Source organism: Flavobacterium tiangeerense (genome assembly GCF_007830355.1).
Classification (GTDB): Bacteria; Bacteroidota; Bacteroidia; order Flavobacteriales; family Flavobacteriaceae; genus Flavobacterium; species Flavobacterium tiangeerense.
In genome coordinates, this window is sequence record NZ_VLKO01000002.1 from 59279 (window position 1) to 77420 (window position 18142).

An 18142-nucleotide genomic window follows, 5' to 3' on the forward strand; every position below is an offset into this window, starting at 1 on the left:
TAGAGAATTTTAATTTTTAATTCTGCATTTTTAATTGGAACCTATCTCAATTTTAATGTAACTATGGACAGAATGGCTAACATGATGGCTACAATCCAAAAACGGGTAACTATTTTACTTTCATGATATCCCTTCTTTTGATAATGATGATGTAATGGGGACATCAAAAATATTCTTCGGCCTTCGCCAAAACGTTTCTTGGTATACTTAAAATAACTCACCTGAAGTACTACCGAAAAATTTTCGACCAGAAAAATTCCGCATAACAATGGGATTAGCATTTCCTTACGAACTGCAATTGCTAGTACAGCAATAATACCCCCAATAGTCAAACTTCCCGTATCTCCCATAAATACCGATGCTGGATACGAGTTATACCAAAGAAACCCAATTAAAGACCCTACAAATGCCGCTATAAAAACCGTCATTTCTCCCGAATTGGGGATGTACATAATATTCAAGTAATTGGAAAAAATAATGTTTCCCGAAACAAATGTAAAAATACCCAACGCGAGCACTGAAATGGCCGATGTTCCTGCAGCAAGACCATCTATACCATCTGTTAAATTAGCACCATTTGAAACAGCTGTGATAATAAAAATTACCACCGGGATAAAAATTAACCACGCCCATTTCTCATATCCTTCTCCTGTCCAAGCTAAAACTTCAGCGTAATCAAACTCATTATTTTTAAAAAACGGAATTGTAGTTGCTGTTGATTTCTCTTCAATAGGTGCTGGCAACACAACAGTGCTAGTAGGTGCTCTAAAAATATCTGATGTAGACGTATCTGTACGTACAGTAACACCCGCATGAAAATAAAGAACTGTCCCTACTATTAATCCTAAACCTACTTGTCCTATTACTTTAAAAATTCCTTTTAAACCTTGCTTGTCTTTTTTAAAAATCTTAATGTAATCATCAATAAACCCTATTGTTCCCATCCAAAGCGTGGTAACAATAAGCAATACAATATAAATGTTATGCAGTTTTGCAAAAAGTAAAACCGGAACAAGCGTTGCAAATATGATAATCAAACCACCCATGGTAGGGGTACCCGCTTTTTCATTTTGACCCGCTAAACCAAGCTCTCTAACCGTTTCTCCTACTTGCTGTTTTTGTAAAAAGCGAATGATTCGTTTACCATAAATAGTAGACAATAATAGCGATAACATTAAGGCTAATGCTGATCTAAAAGTAATGTACTGAAAAACTCCTGTTCCAGGAACATCCATCATTTTGTCTAAATATTCAAATAAATAATACAGCATATATCTTTGTTTATCTGGTTAACTGTTATTTTGTTTTTTCTTATGGATCGTTTTAAATACTAAACGATGTGAAATTATTTTCCTAATTGTTCTAATAGTTCTTTTACTATTTTCATATCGTCAAAATCATGACGAACACCATTAATTTCTTGGTATGTTTCATGACCTTTACCTGCAATCAAGAGTATATCATTAGGCTGTGCTAACTGACACGCTGTTTTAATTGCTTGCATTCTGTCTGTAATAGAAATTGTTTTCTTAAAATGATGTGGAGCTACTCCCTTTTCCATTTCATAGATAATTTCTAATGGATCTTCACTCCTTGGATTATCCGAAGTGAAAATAGCTTTGTCACTTAAGCTTGCAGCAATATCAGCCATTACTGGTCTTTTTGCTTTATCCCTGTCACCCCCACAACCCACAACCGTAATCAGCTGCTCGTTTTGAGTACGAATGGTGTTTATTGTTTTCAAAACATTATCAAGAGCATCTGGTGTATGAGCATAATCTACTATAGCAGTCACATTAGAATTCGATACTATATATTGAAACCTGCCTGAAACACTTTCTAAATTAGATAACAACCTAAGAACTTCTAAACTATCAAGTCCTAATTCTACAGCGGTACCGTAAATTGCAAGCAAATTATACGCATTGAAATCTCCAATCAATTTAACCCAAACTTCATGACCGTTTATTTTTAATAACAATCCTGATAATTGATTTTCTAAAATTTGTGCTTTATAATCGGCATAGGTTTTTAAGGCGTACGTTTTTTTATTAGCAACGGTATTTTGTAACATGACAGATCCGTTTTTATCGTCAGCATTGGTGAGGGCAAAACCAGTTTTTGGCAAACTATCAAAAAAAGCTTTTTTAACATCTCTGTATTCAGCAAATGTGGGGTGATAATCTAAATGATCATGAGACAAATTGGTGAAAACCCCACCTGTAAAATGCAATCCTTCTGTTCTCTTTTGATGAATTCCATGCGAACTCACTTCCATAAAACAATATTCAACACCACTTTCTATCATTTCATTTAAGTAGTGGTTTATTGTTAACGAATCTGGAGTGGTATGAGTAGCTTTATACTCTTTCTCATTCACCATGATTTTTACTGTAGAAAGCAATCCTACTTTATACCCAGCATTTTTAAACAATTGGTATAATAAAGAGGCAATAGTGGTTTTACCATTAGTACCTGTAATACCAACTAATTTTACTTTTTGCGAAGGCGAATCATAAAAATTTGCAGCCATGCAAGCCAATGCTGAATTTGTATCTTGAACCTTTATAAACGTTACTCCTGGCGCAAGTACTAGTGGCAATATTTGACAAACTATTGCAGTGGCTCCCTGTTGGATAACTTTGTCAATATAATCATGACCGTTTGAAACTGTACCGTAAATAGCAACAAACACATCTCCTGCAAGAATCTTTCTAGAATCGAATTCTATTTTATTCACAGGAATATCTGTAAGACCCGTTACCGAATCTATAGCTACTTTGTATAATATGTCTTTTAGTACTTTCATGATAACTCTAATAATATTGTTGCATTTTTCACTACATTTTCACCTGCTTGCAACGACTGTTTTTTTACTTTTCCTACACCTACAACTTTTACTTTCATCCCTAAATTTCCAAGAAGCGCTACAGCATCCATGCCTGACATTCCTTTAAGATTAGGAACTACTTTCTGCTTTTTCTGAACTTTTGAATAGTAGGCCTCATAGCTTTGTTCTTGCTTATCAATTTTCCTGTCAAGATTTTTTATGGTATTGGTTGAAGGAGCATCGGTAAATATTTTTTGTGCAATTCTTTTAAAAACTGGCCCAGCCACATCAGCACCGTAATAATTATTAAGCGCAGTATTGGGCTTATGCACCACCACTATACAAGAATACTTAGGATTATCAGCTGGAAAATAGCCCACAAAAGAGGAGGCGTAATACATTCCTGTTCTTCCTGCTTTACCATAGTTTACCTGTGCCGTACCGGTTTTTCCTGCCATTGAAAAATCTTTAGAAAACAATTTAGATCCCGTTCCTTTTTTCACCACATTAGCCAAGACTGCTTTGAGTTTAACAATGGTTTCCTTAGAACAAATTTTAGGGTTCAAAACTTCTTTCTCGTATTTTTTTATGGTTCTATTCCACTCTTTTATTTCAGATACAAATTGTGGTTTTACCATTTCCCCATCATTTGCAACGGCATTATAAAAAGCTAATGTTTGCATTGGTGTAATATGCACTCCATATCCAAAAGCCATCCAAGGCAATGATATTTTAGACCAACTCCTATCTGTAGGTTGAGGCACATAAGGAATTCCTTCCCCCTTTATTGAAAGTCCTAATGTTTTATTAAGTCCATAATTATTAAGGTGATTTACAAACTGTGACGGATTTTCTTTGTATGCATTATAAACCGCTTGAACTAATATTGTATTAGATGAAACCTCAAAACCTCTAGCCAGAGAAATTTTGCCGTATCCACCTTCATGAGAATCTTCTACTTTTTTTCCAAAATAAGTTATCACCCCGTTTTTACTATCATAAATTGCACTTGTATCTACTTTTTTATCATCTAACAATGCCATTAACCCTGCTAATTTATATGTAGAACCAGGCTCATGAGACTCTGCTACAGCGTAATTTGTAGTTTCATAATAAGTTCCGTCATTGGCTCTTCCTAAATTAGAAATTGCTTTAATATGACCCGTTTTAGTCTCCATAACTACTACTGATCCATGATCTGCTTCATAAGACTCCAGTTGTTTCAATAAAGCGTGATGTGCTATATCCTGAATATAAACATCAATAGTTGAGATCACATCATAACCGTCTTGAGGATCAACTTCATTAACATCTCTAATTGGTTTCCACTGTCCTTTAGCAATTTTTTGTTTTAAAATCTTGCCGTCTTTCCCATTCAAATATTTTCTAAAAGCCCATTCTATCCCTTTTCCATCAACAGATTGACCATTATGAGTACGTTCGTACCCTACTGTTCTTTCGGCAATTTTACCTATGGGATGCTCCCTAACAGTTTCTTGCTCTATAATAATCCCGCCTTTATAAGCTCCCAAATTAAATAATGGAAAACCTTTAATTTTAAAATAAGAAGTATAACCTAGTTTACGACCTATTAAATAATATCTATTCTTGTTGGCACGTGCTTTTCTTAATTCATTTTCAAAATAGCTAGATGTTTTACCCAAGACTGTTGCTAAAGAGTCTGAAAGCGATTTTACATTCTTTTCAAAGACTTCGGTTTTGGGTGCAACGGCATCAAAACGTATTTCATAATTAGGAATTGACGTAGCCAATAGACTGCCATCAGCCGAATAAATATTTCCTTTATTTGCTGGTATTACAAAGTTCCTTACCGTTCTTTCTTTGGCTAATTTGCGATAATAATCTCCCTCAACCCATTGAATATTGGTTAATTTAATAGTAATAGCCACTGCAATCACAAAGATGAATGCAGCAACCAGATAAATTCTGTAGGATATATTTTTATCGTCTACTCCCATATTTTTTTGAAAAAGTTTTTTTCTTCTTCTTTGACTACTTTTATTTTTACTGGTGGCACTGTGGATGGATAAATTTGTCTTTGCAACATTTTATCAGATATAGTGGACTCCAATTTTAATTTCATTAACTCTGATCTTCTATCAATAAACTCTGATCGCAATTCTTTCACCTGATTTGATAGTGCTGTTATTTCAAAAACTTTTTGATCAAATCTTTGTGTACTTGCAATCATAATAATAGCTAGTACAATTACAAAAACAATGAATCGCCAGTTTTTTACAGCATCATCGTTTACAAGAAACTTTGCTTTCAATAAACTGTAAACCCCGTTTTTCATTTTTTATCTTTTTTCAGCAATTCTTAATTTGGCACTTCTTGCTCTATTATTCTCTTTAATCTCGTTAGCATTGGGAACAATTAATTTTCCAATGGTTTTAAATGGAACCGAAAAATTTCCAAAAAAATCTCGTTCTGGCTCTCCATCAAACATTCCGTTTTTTACAAATCTTTTTACCAATCGGTCTTCAAGTGAATGATAAGAAATAACACTCAAACGCCCTTCTGGTTTTAAGATCTCTAAAGATTGCTCTAAGAATTCCTTTAAAACATCCATCTCTTGATTCACCTCTATCCTTATAGCTTGATATATCTGAGCTAGTATTTTATTCTTAACTCTTTCTGGCAAATACCTTGACAAAACCTCTTTTAACTCATCAGTAGTTTTTATTGGATATTGTGTTCTGGCTTCCACTATAGTTCTTGCCAGTACAGGAGCGTTTTTTAACTCTCCATAATCCAAGAAAACTCTTTTTAAATTTGCTTCATCATATTCGTTTACCACCTTGTAAGCACTCAATTCATTTTTTTTGCTCATTCTCATATCTAAGTCAGCATCAAAACGAGTTGAAAAACCTCTTTCAGGAACATCAAACTGATGAGAAGAAACACCCAAATCACCTAAGATACCATCAACACTCTTTACTCCATAAAAACGCAAAAACCGTTTTATAAAACGGAAGTTTTCATTTATCAGGGTAAATCTATCATCAACTAATGCGTTGGCTAATGCATCTTCATCTTGATCAAAGGCAAACAACTTCCCATTTGGCCCCAGCCGTTTCAAAATTTCTTTTGAATGACCTCCTCCTCCAAAAGTTACATCTACATATACTCCATCAGGATGAATATTTAAACCATCTACTGATTCCTGGAGCAAAACAGGATTATGATATTCCATTGTTGTCGTCATTTAAATTCCCCATTACTTCTTCTGCTAAATCTGCAAAATCCAAATCATCTCCACTTATTGATTTCTCATACAAATCTTTATCCCAAATTTCTACCATATTAATAGATGACGAGAAAACAACATCTTTAGTAATACTAGCAAAAACCGCTAAGTCCTTTGGCGCCAGTAACCTACCTAGCGCATCAATCTCTACAACTTTTACTCCTGCTGTAAACCTTCGGATAAAATCATTATTCTTTTTCACAAAGCGATTGAGCTTGTTAATTTTTGCCATCATTACATTCCACTCTTGCATAGGATACAACTCCAGACATGGCTGAAACACAGAACGCTTCAAAACAAACCCGTCTTGAAGTGATGAAGCCAATTGCTTTTTAAGAGGTGCTGGTAGTAGCATCCTGCCTTTTGCATCAACTTTGCATTCATATGTTCCTACAATTGTGTCCAAACAAAAAGTATTAAATGATGTAGAGCAAAAATATAAAAAAATCTACCACAATTTACCACTTACTACCACTTTGTTAATAAGTTTAACCACTTTCTAGCCAAAATCCTTAATTTATATACTGTCAACAGGTTAGCCTCATTTTTGTTAATTCACTATTCAAGAATAAAAACCCTAGCAGGATTGTTCAAAATATGGAAATATCAGGCAATTAAAAAGATATTTTCACGTAAAAAAAACACTAGTATTTTACTACATAAAAAGGATTGTTTATGACGCGCTAGTGATAATTTTACAATTAAAAATTGTCTTAAAAATTCATTTTTATTTATTAAATCCTATATTTGTCAAAATTGAAAATAGGGATTAAAAAAAAATGGAAAAACACTATAAAAAAGAGGGAAGATACAGCTATTATGAAGCAGGTGAAGGGACTCCAATTGTCATTTTACACGGACTTATGGGCGGACTTAGTAATTTTGATGCTGTTGCTGATCACTTTTCTTCAAAGGGTTACAAAATTATCATTCCAGACTTACCCATTTACACACAAAACATTTTAAAGACTAATGTAAAAAGTTTTGCAAAATACGTTAAAGATTTCATCACCTTTAAAGGATTAGAGCGTGTTATTTTACTTGGAAATTCCCTAGGAGGACATATTGCATTGTATCACACCAAAATGTATCCTGAAAAAGTAGCTGGACTTGTAATTACAGGTAGTTCTGGTCTTTACGAAAGCGCCATGGGTGACAGTTACCCAAAAAGAGGTGATTACGAGTATATAAAAAAGAAAGCCGAAGACGTATTCTATGATCCAAAAGTTGCCACAAAAGAACTTATCGATGAAGTATACGAATCCGTAAACGACCGTATCAAATTAATAAAAACGCTTACGATTGCAAAAAGCGCTATACGCCATAATATGGCCAAAGATTTACCTAAAATGCATGTACAAACTTGTATTATTTGGGGAAAAAATGATAAAGTAACACCTCCAGATGTTGCCGAAGAATTTCATAAATTATTACCAAACTCTACTTTGTACTGGATTGATAAATGCGGTCATGCTGCAATGATGGAGCATCCAGAAGAATTCAACCGCCTGCTAGAAGAATGGCTTACCAATACGCATCTTGCCATACATTAAGGTAAAGTTTGCATTTTACACCTTTAGAACATGAAAATTAATACCGCCGAATTTGTTATCAGTAACTCCGATGTATCAAAATGTCCCAAAGACTTTTTACCGGAGTATGCTTTTATTGGCCGATCTAATGTGGGAAAATCATCCTTGATTAACATGATTACCAACCACAAAAAATTAGCTAAAACATCGGGACGCCCAGGAAAAACCCAATTAATAAATCATTTTTTGATTAACAACAACTGGTTCTTAGTTGATTTACCCGGCTATGGTTATGCTAAAGTATCAAAAAAAACCAAGTCTATATTTCAAGAATTCATTACTGATTATTTTGAAACAAGAGAACAACTTGTTTGCGCTTTTGTGTTAATTGATATTAGGCATGAAGCACAAACGATAGATGTTGAATTCATGTCATACATGGGCGAAAGTGAAATTCCGTTTTGTATTATTTTCACTAAAGCTGATAAGATTAGTAAAGTGAAAATTGACTCCCACATTGCTGCCTATAAAAAGAAAATGTTTGCCAATAACTGGGCAGAAATGCCTCAATATTTTGTTACATCAGCAACAGAATCTACTGGAAAGGAAGAGTTATTGACCTATATAGATGAAGTAAATCAAGAAGTTTTTAAAAACAACAGTCAATTTTAGAACTAATTTTTCAATGAATTCAAACAGTAGGAGCATCTTTTTTAAAGTAGGAATCCTTTTAATTACCCTGACTTCCTGTAAATCAAATACCTACCTACTTACAAATCATGATTACAAAACAGGTGTAGATTTTACCCAAGGAAAATGGCTCTTAAACACGGTCTACAGCGCTAAAGAAAACCGAGAAAAACTCACTGAGGAAGCAACATCGTTTTTTGCTGAAAATATAGGTAACCGTTATCATTTTCGGACTGATGCTAAGGGCTTGCTCCTTCCTGAAAACATACCCCTTAACCCCAACAAAGAACAAATCAAATCACTACAAGCAGGTACCGGATTTGATTACTTTATCAATGTATCATCCAAAAAAAATAAGGATGAACTAGGAACAATCTCTTTATATGACGATGAGCACTCAACAGAGGAAAACAATGCTGAAGTAACTCTAGAAATATACGATTTGAATTTACATCAAATTATATATGCCCAAAAAGTAATAGGTAGGGATCGAGCAGTTCAACAGAAGTCAATGTGGGAAACCAAAAAATCAAACAAACTAATTGATAACATCAATTTTCATAAAAGCTCCAATAAATTAGTATTAGGGAGTCTAAAAAAGATATTGAAAGATCTTAAAAAGAAATCTATCCAAAAAAAATAAGAGCTGCAGGAACAGCTCTTATTTTTTTTATTTTTTGGTTAAGTCCAGTTTTTCTGCAAAATAATCACAAAAATCTTTCATCGTAGCCGACATTTTTTCATCATTGGTAGCTCTGTGAAACGTCTCAGACATGGCTACTAAAGTTTGATGGAAGAAAATTTTCATTTCATCTACAGGCATGTCCTTTGTCCACAAATCAATTCTCATACTTTCTTTAGCTTTACTATCCCAGATTGATAGCATTATAGCTTTAGCCTCTTGTTGCTCTACACCACCATCTTTGGCAGTCCACATTAGTTTTTCTGGAACGCGATTTTCATCTAGTTCAACTAAAAATTTTATTTCTGATGTATTGGTATTTGACATTATTTTTTGGGTTTGTATTTTGATTTAACAAAGATCTCTTTTGCGTCTGTTTTAAACAATTCTTCTAGTGAAGCGCCACTGTTTTCCATGTAAGCTCTAACAATTTGCCATCCTACCCATACCCCTACTTGACCAGGAGAATCGTTATCAATTTCTAAATAAAATTTTGAGAACGGTGCTGGGTTGATAAACCTAAGTGCTAATTTTTGCTCACTACTATAGAGCATTTCCTTCTCTAAAAAATAGCGCCACATGTAGCTTTCGTTTTCTTCACACCATTTTATTTGTTCAGGAGTGTATCCTATTTTCTCAGCATCAGTGTAAGTTGGCAGCAATACATCTTTCAAATAAAGCTGCTTACCCCAATAAACCATTTGAGACAACAACTCTTTTTGAGTTCCCGGAGGAATTTTACGCATGGCAAAACTTGACACTACATCAGGTGCAATTTGTCTTTCTTCAAAATTTTGTTTTAGGTAATTGGGAAATTGATAAAATTTATGATCCTTTCCTAAGTACAATTCGAGAGAAATGATTACCAAAGAGTCTGCATAAATTGCTTTGGTATTGTAATCCATTTCAGAAATCACAGTGATCACTTTTGGGGTTCTTGTTTTTGGAAAATGATATTTTATTTGCTTAAATAAATCATCTAACTCTTTCTTTACTGGTTCTATGTTGGCATACTTTTTTTGAACCTCTGTGTAAAGTTCTCTCCAAAGAGGATTTTGCATTTTCTCTATCCACACGGTATTATCATTGCCAGCTGGGAAAAAATAAGGATACTGTTTTTTAACCTTGTCCAAATTTTCTGGCTTGGTTCCAAAAAAAAGTTTATCAAATCTTTCAATCTTTAAATCCACAGGAATCTCTGTAACTTCTTGCTCTATTTTTGATTTTTTCTCACAGGAGATTAAAACTAGACAAAAGACAGCAGTTAAAAGGTATTTTTTCATATAAATTAATTAAATTTGTGTATGTAAACTTGGGAATTAGTGCACTACAAATTGCTTTTGCAAATATACATCCCTCCTTTTTAAAACGTGAATTATTATGACTAAAAAAAGTATTTTTGAAGCCGAAAAAGTGAATATGCATATTGTAAACTGGTTAAAAGCCTATGCCGAAAATGCAAATGTTAATGGTTTTGTCATAGGAATTTCGGGTGGTGTAGACTCTGCAGTAACCTCAACCTTATGTGCCCAAACAGGTTTACAGGTTTTGTGCGTAGAAATGCCTATTCATCAAGCCGAAAGCCATGTTAAGAGAGCCCAAGAGCATATTGAGCAATTAAAATCTAGATTTTCAAACGTACAAAGCGTGCAAACTGATTTGACTGCTGTATTTGAAACTTTTAAACAAAGTGTTCCTCACAGCATTGATGAGACAAAGTTCAACCTTTCACTAGCAAACACGCGTGCCCGTTTACGCATGACTACATTGTATTACCTTGCAGGCATACATGGATTGCTAGTTGCTGGAACTGGAAACAAAGTTGAAGATTTTGGTGTAGGATTTTATACAAAATACGGCGATGGGGGTGTTGACTTAAGTCCAATTGCTGATTTAATGAAATCTGAAGTGTACGAATTGGGGCAGTATTTAAAAATTCCAACTTCGATTCAAAAAGCATCCCCTACAGATGGCCTTTTTGGCGATGACAGAACAGATGAAGACCAACTAGGTGCTAGTTATGACGAATTAGAATGGGCAATGTTAGCTAATGAATCTGGAAAAAAAGCATCTGATTTTGAAGGACGACAAAAAAATGTATTCGAAATTTACAAACGTTTAAACACTGCAAACCGCCATAAAATGGAGCCTATTCCAGTTTGTGAAATAAAAATTTAATAAAAAATTAAATTTTTATGTTGATTTACAATTAATTACAGAATTTATTTATTAATTTTACATTTCCAATAACAAACAATTCAAAAAAATTTAAAATTATGATTAAAGTATGTATAGCCGATAATTATCCTGTTGTGCATTTTGGAGTAAAATCTTACTTTAAAGATAATGCTGACATCTCCATTGTAGCCAATGTGGGCAATTTCTTGATGGTACGAGATATACTTCAAACCAAAGACATTGATGTATTAGTACTAGATTTGGACCTGGAAGGACTTTCAAGTATCTTCGAGATCAAAACAATCTTGAAAGATTTCCCAAAAACAAAAGTGATTTTATACAGTGGTCTATCTGAACAGATTTATGCACCAAATGCCATTAAAGCCGGAGCATCTGGCTTTGTGCACAAATCCGAAAAGTTAGAAACACTAGGAATTGCTATTGTAAAAGTATCACAAGGTAAGATCATCATGAATGAAACCGTGAAGAAAAACTTAGCCTTGATTGCAAAACAAACTAAAAGTGAGCGTTTGTATCGCAAACTTTCTAACCGTGAAGTTGAAGTATTACGCTACTTGAGTGGAGGGAAAAAGAATCACGAAATTGCTGATATCTTAAACCTGAATGAAAAAACAATCAGTACTTACAAGTTACGTTTATTAACTAAACTAAATGTAACCAATCTGGTTGATCTAGTAGACAAAGCAAAAAAATTAGAAATCGTTTAGTAATATCTTGACATTACACGACCTAATTTTTTTGAAAAAGAATGGATTAAAATATTATAATCCATAACTAATGATAAAGGCTCTGTATTATCTGAATTTGGTTCAGATGATATAGAGCTTTTTAATTCTTCTATAATACTTCCTACAAGATACCAACGAAGCGTTAAAATAGTCTCTGAAACCTCTTGACCTATTGTTTCATTTTTAGTTTTTGGAAAAATATTTTGACCTACCCAATCATGAAGAACGAGTTGCTCATCTTCCATTAAAATATCTGTTACTTCTTGAGCAAAGTCAACATCCAAGCGCATTAAATACTGTTCCATACTAAAGGATTCATTCTCATTATAAAACGCTATAAGATCATTGTAAATTGCTCTAAATAATGGATTAGCAAGTTGCACCTCATCCTCTTGCAAACTGAGGTAAATACGTTGGTAAACCTTATAATTTCTTTTTTCTGAAACAGTTTCAATTTCTCCTTCTGCATTTGTACGCAAAAAAACATCTTCAAATTCTTCTTCTAGATTGCCATACAACAGTAAAATTTCAATTATTTTACGTTCCAATCGATTTAACACATCAACTTTAACGGCAGCAATTGGATTTTCGTTTTTAACAATTTCAAAAGCTTGTTGCTCTTGTTTTTGTTTTTTTCCAACCTCGGCAACTTCTTTTTGAGATAATTGTGCCAGAGTACTTTGTAATACTTGCTCTGAAATATCCATAATTCGGGAACATTCCTGAATGTAAATTTCGCGTTGAATTCGATCTGGAATTTTAGATATACTCCCTACCATATCCCGAATCAGGTCGGCTTTTTTTACTGGATCGTTTTTGGCTTCATTCATTAAGAGCGATGCTTTGAACTGGATGAAATCTTTAGAATTATTTTCAAGATAATAGACTAAATCATCATACGACGTTTTTTTTGCAAAACTATCCGGATCTTCCCCATCGGGAAAAGTACATACTTTGACATTCATACCTTCTTCAAGTATCAAATCAATCCCTCGCACAGAGGCGCGCAATCCTGCTGCATCACCATCAAATAAAACGGTAATGTTTTTTGTCAATCTATTTATCAGTCTAATTTGATCTGGCGTCAAGGCAGTTCCAGATGAAGCTACCACATTCTCAATACCTGATTGATTGAATTGTATCACATCCGTATACCCTTCCACAAGGTAGCAATTGTTTAATTTTGCTATAGCTTGTTTGGCTTGATAAATACCATACAACACTTTACTCTTGTGGTAAATTTCACTTTCAGGTGAGTTTAGGTATTTTGCTGCTTTTTTATCATTGGTTAAGATACGACCTCCAAAACCTAAAACACGTCCAGACATGCTTTCAATAGGAAACATCACACGGCCCTTGAAGCGATCAAAAGGTCTGTCCTCTTTCGGAATTGTAAGTCCTGTACTTTCCAGAAATTCTAATTTATACCCTTTACCAAGAGCTTCTTTTGTAAACGCATCCCAACTTTCAGGTGAATATCCAAGGCTGAATTTTTTGATGGTTTCATTTGTAAAACCTCTTTCCTTAAAGTAAGAGTATCCAATAGCTTTTCCCTCTTCGGAATTTAAAAGTGTATTGTGGAAATACGTTTTGGCAAATTCCGAGACCAAATACATGCTTTCTCGAGTATCTGTGAGGGCTTTTTCTTGATCTGTTTGCTCTGTTTCTTCAATTTCAATATTATACTTTTTGGCTAAGTATCTAATGGCTTCTGGATACGTAAAATGAGAGTGCTCCATCAAGAAAGCAACAGCATTTCCACCTTTTCCAGAACTAAAATCCTTCCAGATTCCTTTGGCCGGAGAAACCATAAATGATGGTGAACGCTCTTCAGAGAAAGGACTTAACCCCTTATAGTTACTTCCTGCTCTTTTTAAATGAACAAATTCACCAATAACCTCCTCTACACGAGCAGTTTCATAAACAGTATCAATTGTAGCTTTTGAAATCAAGTTTAATAAAATATTTAGGGATTGAAAATGTAAAATTACACAAATCAAATTGGATAATTCACAATCTAAAAAACAAAAAAACACTTCTTTACAAAGTGCTTTTTTATGCTGCTAAAATGCCATCAGCAATTAATTAAAATCAAAACGCAAACCTAATGAAACATTGTTTTGCTTGACAGCATTGTCTTTAAACAATGGGTTTAAATCGTATTTCAAGTATAAACTTGTAGCTTTATATCCTACATAAGTGCTCAATCCATAGACAAAATCACTAGTGTTAAAATCTCCTTTTGTTTTTTCGGTTGATTTTAAATCTGAATTTTCATATTGTAAAATTTGTTTTGTTTTCACGTTTACTCCTGCGTACCCGCCTAGTCCTACTCTAACACTCTGATGAGATTTAAAATAGGTCTTATCGTTCTTAACCTCTGGCTTTTTAAAATCAAATTCTAAATGTAACGGAAATACCAAGCTCACATTTCTAAATCTAGAATCTTTTAATTCAATAGGATTCACTGTCAAATTGGTTTGATTGCCATTCACCTCAAAACTACGGTTGTTTGTAGGGCGAAGGTTATTGTACATAACTGATAAACCGTACTTGGCATGCAATAGGTTAGAATTGTTTAAAAGTCTAGAATTATAAGAAACGCCAATTTCATAAAAATGAGATCCTAAATACCTGAAATCTGATTTTTCAACTTCGCCATCAGTAACAACATTGTTCAATCCTGCAGCAAAAACAAATTGTGAAGTTGTCCTTTTGGATTGGCGTTCATCCTTATCAGATTGTCCGTTGTACACTTTTAAAGAGGAAATATTAAATTCGGTTTGATTTGGTCCAAGCTCTTCAGAATTAGTCCCAAAAATAACCATTCTGCCACCACTTCTAGTGTCTTTAGCGTCCTGCACTTTTCCATCCACTTTATCTTGTACCAACTGGTTGAGTTTCTCTTCTTGAACACTAACTTTAGAATCAATATTTGCGGCGTGAACGGCTGCTTTCTTTAACTTTAAATCATCCGCTTGTTCCTTCGTAATTACTTTATTATCGAGATCTTTATCAATTTTTTCAATCTCTTTTTTTAACGCATTTTTTTCTGAACTTGTTATTGATTTAATTTCGTTACCAATAGCTTTAGCTCTGGTCTCAAATGGAATTGATTGATGGTCTCTTCCCTTAGTTAGTCCCGTTTCAGGTGTAGTATCATCAACTATTTCCAATGCAATGTCTTTAAACCACACCTGACCTGTATCATCTAATAAAACTCCGTAAGAAATTGAAGTTGCATCTGCTGGTACGTGCAACACAATTTCATATTTTGTCCAGTCTTTTGTGCCTTTTATGGGATTTCTTCGCATGTTATCAAACGCTAAAACAGCCACATCATAGTAATCCACACGCATCCATAAACCAGCCCAAGATTTAATATTATCACATTTTATATATCCTGACATTTTAACTGTTTTCCCAAGATACATTGATGGTTCTATCGTTTTCATCATAGTCCCAAAACCATTGATATTCTTTTTTAAAGATTTAATTTGATATTCGCTACTGTTATTTTGCGACGAATTTGCAATTGGACCCATTTCATAATCTTTTGGTTTTGAACCTCGATAAAACCAATCGCGACTATTTTTACTAGCTTCTACTCCTTGTGCATTTACTCTACTATAAAAAGCAAGTACTGCCATAACTGTGATTAAAATAATTTTTTGCATGATGTTCGATTTTTGATTGATGATTGATTATTCTTTTTCGTAATTTCTATTGGCCAAAACTGTTTTTATGGCGTTGTAATTTTTATTAAACTTGCTTATGGCCGACTCTCTAAAGGTTTGATTCATCTCTGTTTCTACATCCGACAATAAATTTTGAGGATTAACCGTGGTGCTTTTTATCGGTTTTGGATTGACTTGCAAATTAGTTGATGACTCCAGTTGTGTATTACTCACTTCTGCTAACAATCCAGATGCTGAAACATACCTGTTTTTAGTACCCTTTTTTAGATTATTATTTTCTACTAAAATGGTTAAACTATCATTTTTAGAATTCTTAATTTGGACTGCAGCCAGTTCATTCTTTTCTAATTTCAATGATTTTTGCTGCGTTGAAGCTTGGTATTGAGGAGTAACAATGCCTTTTTGAACGTTAGGTTTTAAAGCATTTGACAGTGTATTTGTATTTTGTAACGAATCGGCTGTAGTAAAGTTATTTTCTTGTTTTTTCGAATCTTGAAATACAACTCCATTGTCTTGATTTAAATTCACACTTTCTTTTTGATCAAAAAATAGGGTTCCAATAAGTAGAAAACCAACAAAACTTGCCGCCACATACAACCATGGAAATTTAGTTTTTTGTTTTTCTGTCTCAGAAAGCATTGTGTCGAGTTTATCCCAAGCCATCGCCGAAGGTTTGATTTCTCTAGCATTCAACTGCTCTTTTATTTGTATTTCAAATTTATTCGGTTCCATACTCATAATTTTTTATTGTACTAATTTGTACTTGCAGCATTTTTCTAGCATGAGATAATTGCGACTTTGATGTTCCTTCATTAATTCCCAACAGGGTTGCAATTTCATGGTGTTTAAATCCTTCTATCGCAAATAAATTGAAAACCATTTTATAACCATCTGGTAAATTATCTATCAAGGATTGAATGTCGTCTACTGATAATTGACTTTCAATAGCATTAAAACTTTCCTCATCGCGACCGATTACGAAATCATCTTCGATGTATTTAATTTTTTTATTTACTCTGATAAAAGAAATACATTCATTGACCATAATCCGCCTTATCCAGCCTTCAAAACTTCCTTTGTGTTCGTAATTTTTAAGATTGGTAAAAACCTTCATAAAAGCGGTAATCATAACGTCTTCGGCCTGATGCATATCTTTTATGTATTGACGGCAAACACTTAGCATTTTTGGAGAAAACTGGGTATAAATTTGCTGTTGCGCTTGTCGATTATTATCGACAGCCAACCGGATTAATTCCTTTTCCTCGTGATGTAAGTTGATTACTTTCATAAATAATTTCAATGGCAAAAATCAATATCAATGTCAATACATTTTAGTGCTGATGCAATTAAATCTTGATATTGAACCTCATCTCTATTTACATAGACGCTTTTCGATATAAAAAGGTTGCATGACATCTGATTTTTTTTTGATTTTGAACTTTGCAAATCAAAAAAACTAGTAAAATAAGGCGTTTAGAAGATGAAATATTTTAAAAAAGATTATTTCTTTCTTTCAATAACGTAATTGACCATTAAAATTAGGGCGCTTTTATAATCTGATTGAGGGAAATCTTGAAGTAATAAAAGTGCTTCATGTTGAAAAGCAACCATTTTTGCTTCAGCATAAACCAAACCATTGTTGTTTTTCACAAATGCAATAACCTCTTTAACGCGTTTTTTGTCTTTGTTGTGATTTTTTATCGAATTGATAAGCCAACTTTTCTCTTTTGGGGTACAAGTATTTAAAACATGGATAAGAGGCAAAGTCATTTTTTGCTCTTTGATATCAATTCCGGTTGGTTTACCAATGGCTTCATCAGTGTAATCAAATAAATCATCTTTGATTTGAAAAGCCATACCTATAAGTTCTCCAAACTTTCGCATTTTCTCGACTTGCAGCTCATCTTCAATAACAGATTTTGCTCCAAGAGCACAACAAGCAGCTATAAGAGTAGCTGTCTTTTTTCGAATAATTTCGTAATAAATATCTTCAGTGATATCCAGTCTACGGGCTTTTTCAATTTGAAGTAATTCCCCTTCGCTCATTTCGCGTACAGCGACAGAAATGATTCTAAGTAAATCAAAATCACCGTTATCAATAGAAAGCAACAAGCCTTTTGACAACAAATAATCACCTACTAAAACAGCAATTTTATTTTTCCATAATGCGTTTAAAGAGAAAAAACCTCTTCGGCGATTACTATCATCCACTACATCATCGTGAACCAGTGTAGCAGTATGTATAAGCTCTATCACACAAGCACCACGATAAGTGCGCTCATTTACCAAGCCATTTGCAACCATTTTTGCAGTAAGAAAAACAAACATAGGACGCATTTGTTTCCCCTTTCGGTTTACTATATAATAGGTAATTCTATTGAGTAAAGCCACTTGCGAAGTCATAGATTCATAGAACTTTTTTTCAAAAAGTTCCATTTCTTTTAAGATGGGCTGTTTTATTTGAGAGGTGACATTCATTAAGAAATCAAAGTTACGTCTTTTAGTAAATATA

Annotated in this window: 18 protein-coding genes; 5 read left to right on the forward strand and 13 right to left on the reverse strand. The window is 33.7% G+C overall.

Going from position 1 to position 18142, the window contains the following annotated elements; all coding sequences use genetic code 11:
• Positions 1 to 41 precede the first annotated feature (41 nt).
• From mraY to IQ05_RS01960, 6 genes are all read right to left on the reverse strand, one after another.
• On the reverse strand, positions 42 to 1271 hold the full coding sequence (gene mraY, locus IQ05_RS01935; protein WP_144889314.1) for a phospho-N-acetylmuramoyl-pentapeptide-transferase: 1230 nt from the start codon (positions 1269 to 1271) through the stop codon (positions 42 to 44).
• 74 nt (positions 1272 to 1345) lie between these two features.
• On the reverse strand, positions 1346 to 2809 hold the full coding sequence (locus IQ05_RS01940) for a UDP-N-acetylmuramoyl-L-alanyl-D-glutamate--2,6-diaminopimelate ligase (protein WP_144889316.1): 1464 nt from the start codon (positions 2807 to 2809) through the stop codon (positions 1346 to 1348).
• On the reverse strand, positions 2806 to 4809 hold the full coding sequence (locus IQ05_RS01945) for a penicillin-binding transpeptidase domain-containing protein (RefSeq protein ID WP_144889318.1): 2004 nt from the start codon (positions 4807 to 4809) through the stop codon (positions 2806 to 2808). Before IQ05_RS01945 ends, IQ05_RS01940 begins: the two co-directional genes overlap by 4 nt.
• Positions 4800 to 5147 (reverse strand): FtsL-like putative cell division protein, encoded by a 348-nt coding sequence (locus IQ05_RS01950; RefSeq protein ID WP_086453019.1) that lies wholly within the window; start codon positions 5145 to 5147, stop codon positions 4800 to 4802. Before IQ05_RS01950 ends, IQ05_RS01945 begins: the two co-directional genes overlap by 10 nt.
• A gap of 3 nt (positions 5148 to 5150) precedes the next feature.
• The gene (gene rsmH, locus IQ05_RS01955; protein ID WP_208653341.1) at positions 5151 to 6059 is read right to left on the reverse strand and encodes a 16S rRNA (cytosine(1402)-N(4))-methyltransferase RsmH; all 909 of its coding nucleotides are present in this window, start codon (positions 6057 to 6059) and stop codon (positions 5151 to 5153) included.
• On the reverse strand, positions 6034 to 6507 hold the full coding sequence (locus IQ05_RS01960) for a division/cell wall cluster transcriptional repressor MraZ (protein ID WP_086453018.1): 474 nt from the start codon (positions 6505 to 6507) through the stop codon (positions 6034 to 6036). Before IQ05_RS01960 ends, rsmH begins: the two co-directional genes overlap by 26 nt.
• A gap of 373 nt (positions 6508 to 6880) precedes the next feature.
• On the opposite strand from IQ05_RS01960, the gene IQ05_RS01965 reads away from it, so the two are divergent.
• Genes IQ05_RS01965 through IQ05_RS01975 form a run of 3 tightly spaced genes read left to right on the forward strand, consistent with a single transcriptional unit; the run spans position 6881 to position 8966 of the window.
• Positions 6881 to 7654 (forward strand): alpha/beta fold hydrolase, encoded by a 774-nt coding sequence (locus IQ05_RS01965; RefSeq protein ID WP_086453017.1) that lies wholly within the window; start codon positions 6881 to 6883, stop codon positions 7652 to 7654.
• Positions 7655 to 7684: 30 nt separating this feature from the next.
• Positions 7685 to 8305, forward strand: a complete 621-nt coding sequence (gene yihA, locus IQ05_RS01970) for a ribosome biogenesis GTP-binding protein YihA/YsxC (protein ID WP_144889323.1) — start codon at positions 7685 to 7687, stop codon at positions 8303 to 8305.
• A 13-nt stretch (positions 8306 to 8318) separates the two neighbouring features.
• Positions 8319 to 8966, forward strand: a complete 648-nt coding sequence (locus tag IQ05_RS01975; protein ID WP_144889325.1) for a hypothetical protein — start codon at positions 8319 to 8321, stop codon at positions 8964 to 8966.
• Between the two features lie 27 nt (positions 8967 to 8993).
• On the opposite strand, the gene gldC is transcribed toward IQ05_RS01975, so the two are convergent.
• Positions 8994 to 9332 (reverse strand): gliding motility protein GldC, encoded by a 339-nt coding sequence (gene gldC / locus IQ05_RS01980; protein ID WP_144889327.1) that lies wholly within the window; start codon positions 9330 to 9332, stop codon positions 8994 to 8996.
• Positions 9332 to 10288 (reverse strand): gliding motility lipoprotein GldB, encoded by a 957-nt coding sequence (gldB, locus tag IQ05_RS01985; protein WP_144889329.1) that lies wholly within the window; start codon positions 10286 to 10288, stop codon positions 9332 to 9334. Before gldB ends, gldC begins: the two co-directional genes overlap by 1 nt.
• A gap of 97 nt (positions 10289 to 10385) precedes the next feature.
• Between gldB and nadE the strand changes: the two genes are divergently transcribed.
• Both nadE and IQ05_RS01995 read left to right on the forward strand, forming a co-directional pair.
• Positions 10386 to 11183: an NAD(+) synthase gene (nadE, locus tag IQ05_RS01990; RefSeq protein WP_144889331.1), complete on the forward strand. Its 798-nt coding sequence runs from the start codon at positions 10386 to 10388 to the stop codon at positions 11181 to 11183.
• 98 nt (positions 11184 to 11281) lie between these two features.
• Positions 11282 to 11911 carry a response regulator transcription factor gene (locus IQ05_RS01995; protein ID WP_086453011.1) on the forward strand — a complete coding sequence of 210 codons (630 nt, stop codon included), beginning with the start codon at positions 11282 to 11284 and terminating at the stop codon, positions 11909 to 11911.
• Here the strand turns inward: IQ05_RS01995 and dnaG are convergent.
• The 5 genes from dnaG to IQ05_RS02020 all read right to left on the reverse strand — a co-directional run bounded on the left by dnaG (position 11908) and on the right by IQ05_RS02020 (position 18108).
• Positions 11908 to 13884: a DNA primase gene (dnaG, locus tag IQ05_RS02000; RefSeq protein WP_144889333.1), complete on the reverse strand. Its 1977-nt coding sequence runs from the start codon at positions 13882 to 13884 to the stop codon at positions 11908 to 11910. The two genes, IQ05_RS01995 and dnaG, sit on opposite strands and share 4 nt — an antisense overlap.
• Positions 13885 to 14013: 129 nt before the next feature.
• Positions 14014 to 15609, reverse strand: coding sequence for a hypothetical protein (locus IQ05_RS02005; protein WP_144889335.1), 1596 nt, complete (start codon positions 15607 to 15609; stop codon positions 14014 to 14016).
• A gap of 27 nt (positions 15610 to 15636) precedes the next feature.
• Positions 15637 to 16362, reverse strand: coding sequence for a hypothetical protein (locus tag IQ05_RS02010; RefSeq protein WP_144889337.1), 726 nt, complete (start codon positions 16360 to 16362; stop codon positions 15637 to 15639).
• A complete protein-coding gene (locus IQ05_RS02015; protein WP_144889339.1) occupies positions 16349 to 16918 on the reverse strand; it encodes an RNA polymerase sigma factor in 570 nt (189 codons plus the stop codon). Before IQ05_RS02015 ends, IQ05_RS02010 begins: the two co-directional genes overlap by 14 nt.
• 212 nt (positions 16919 to 17130) lie before the next feature.
• Positions 17131 to 18108 (reverse strand): polyprenyl synthetase family protein, encoded by a 978-nt coding sequence (locus IQ05_RS02020; protein ID WP_144889341.1) that lies wholly within the window; start codon positions 18106 to 18108, stop codon positions 17131 to 17133.
• Positions 18109 to 18142 lie beyond the last annotated feature (34 nt).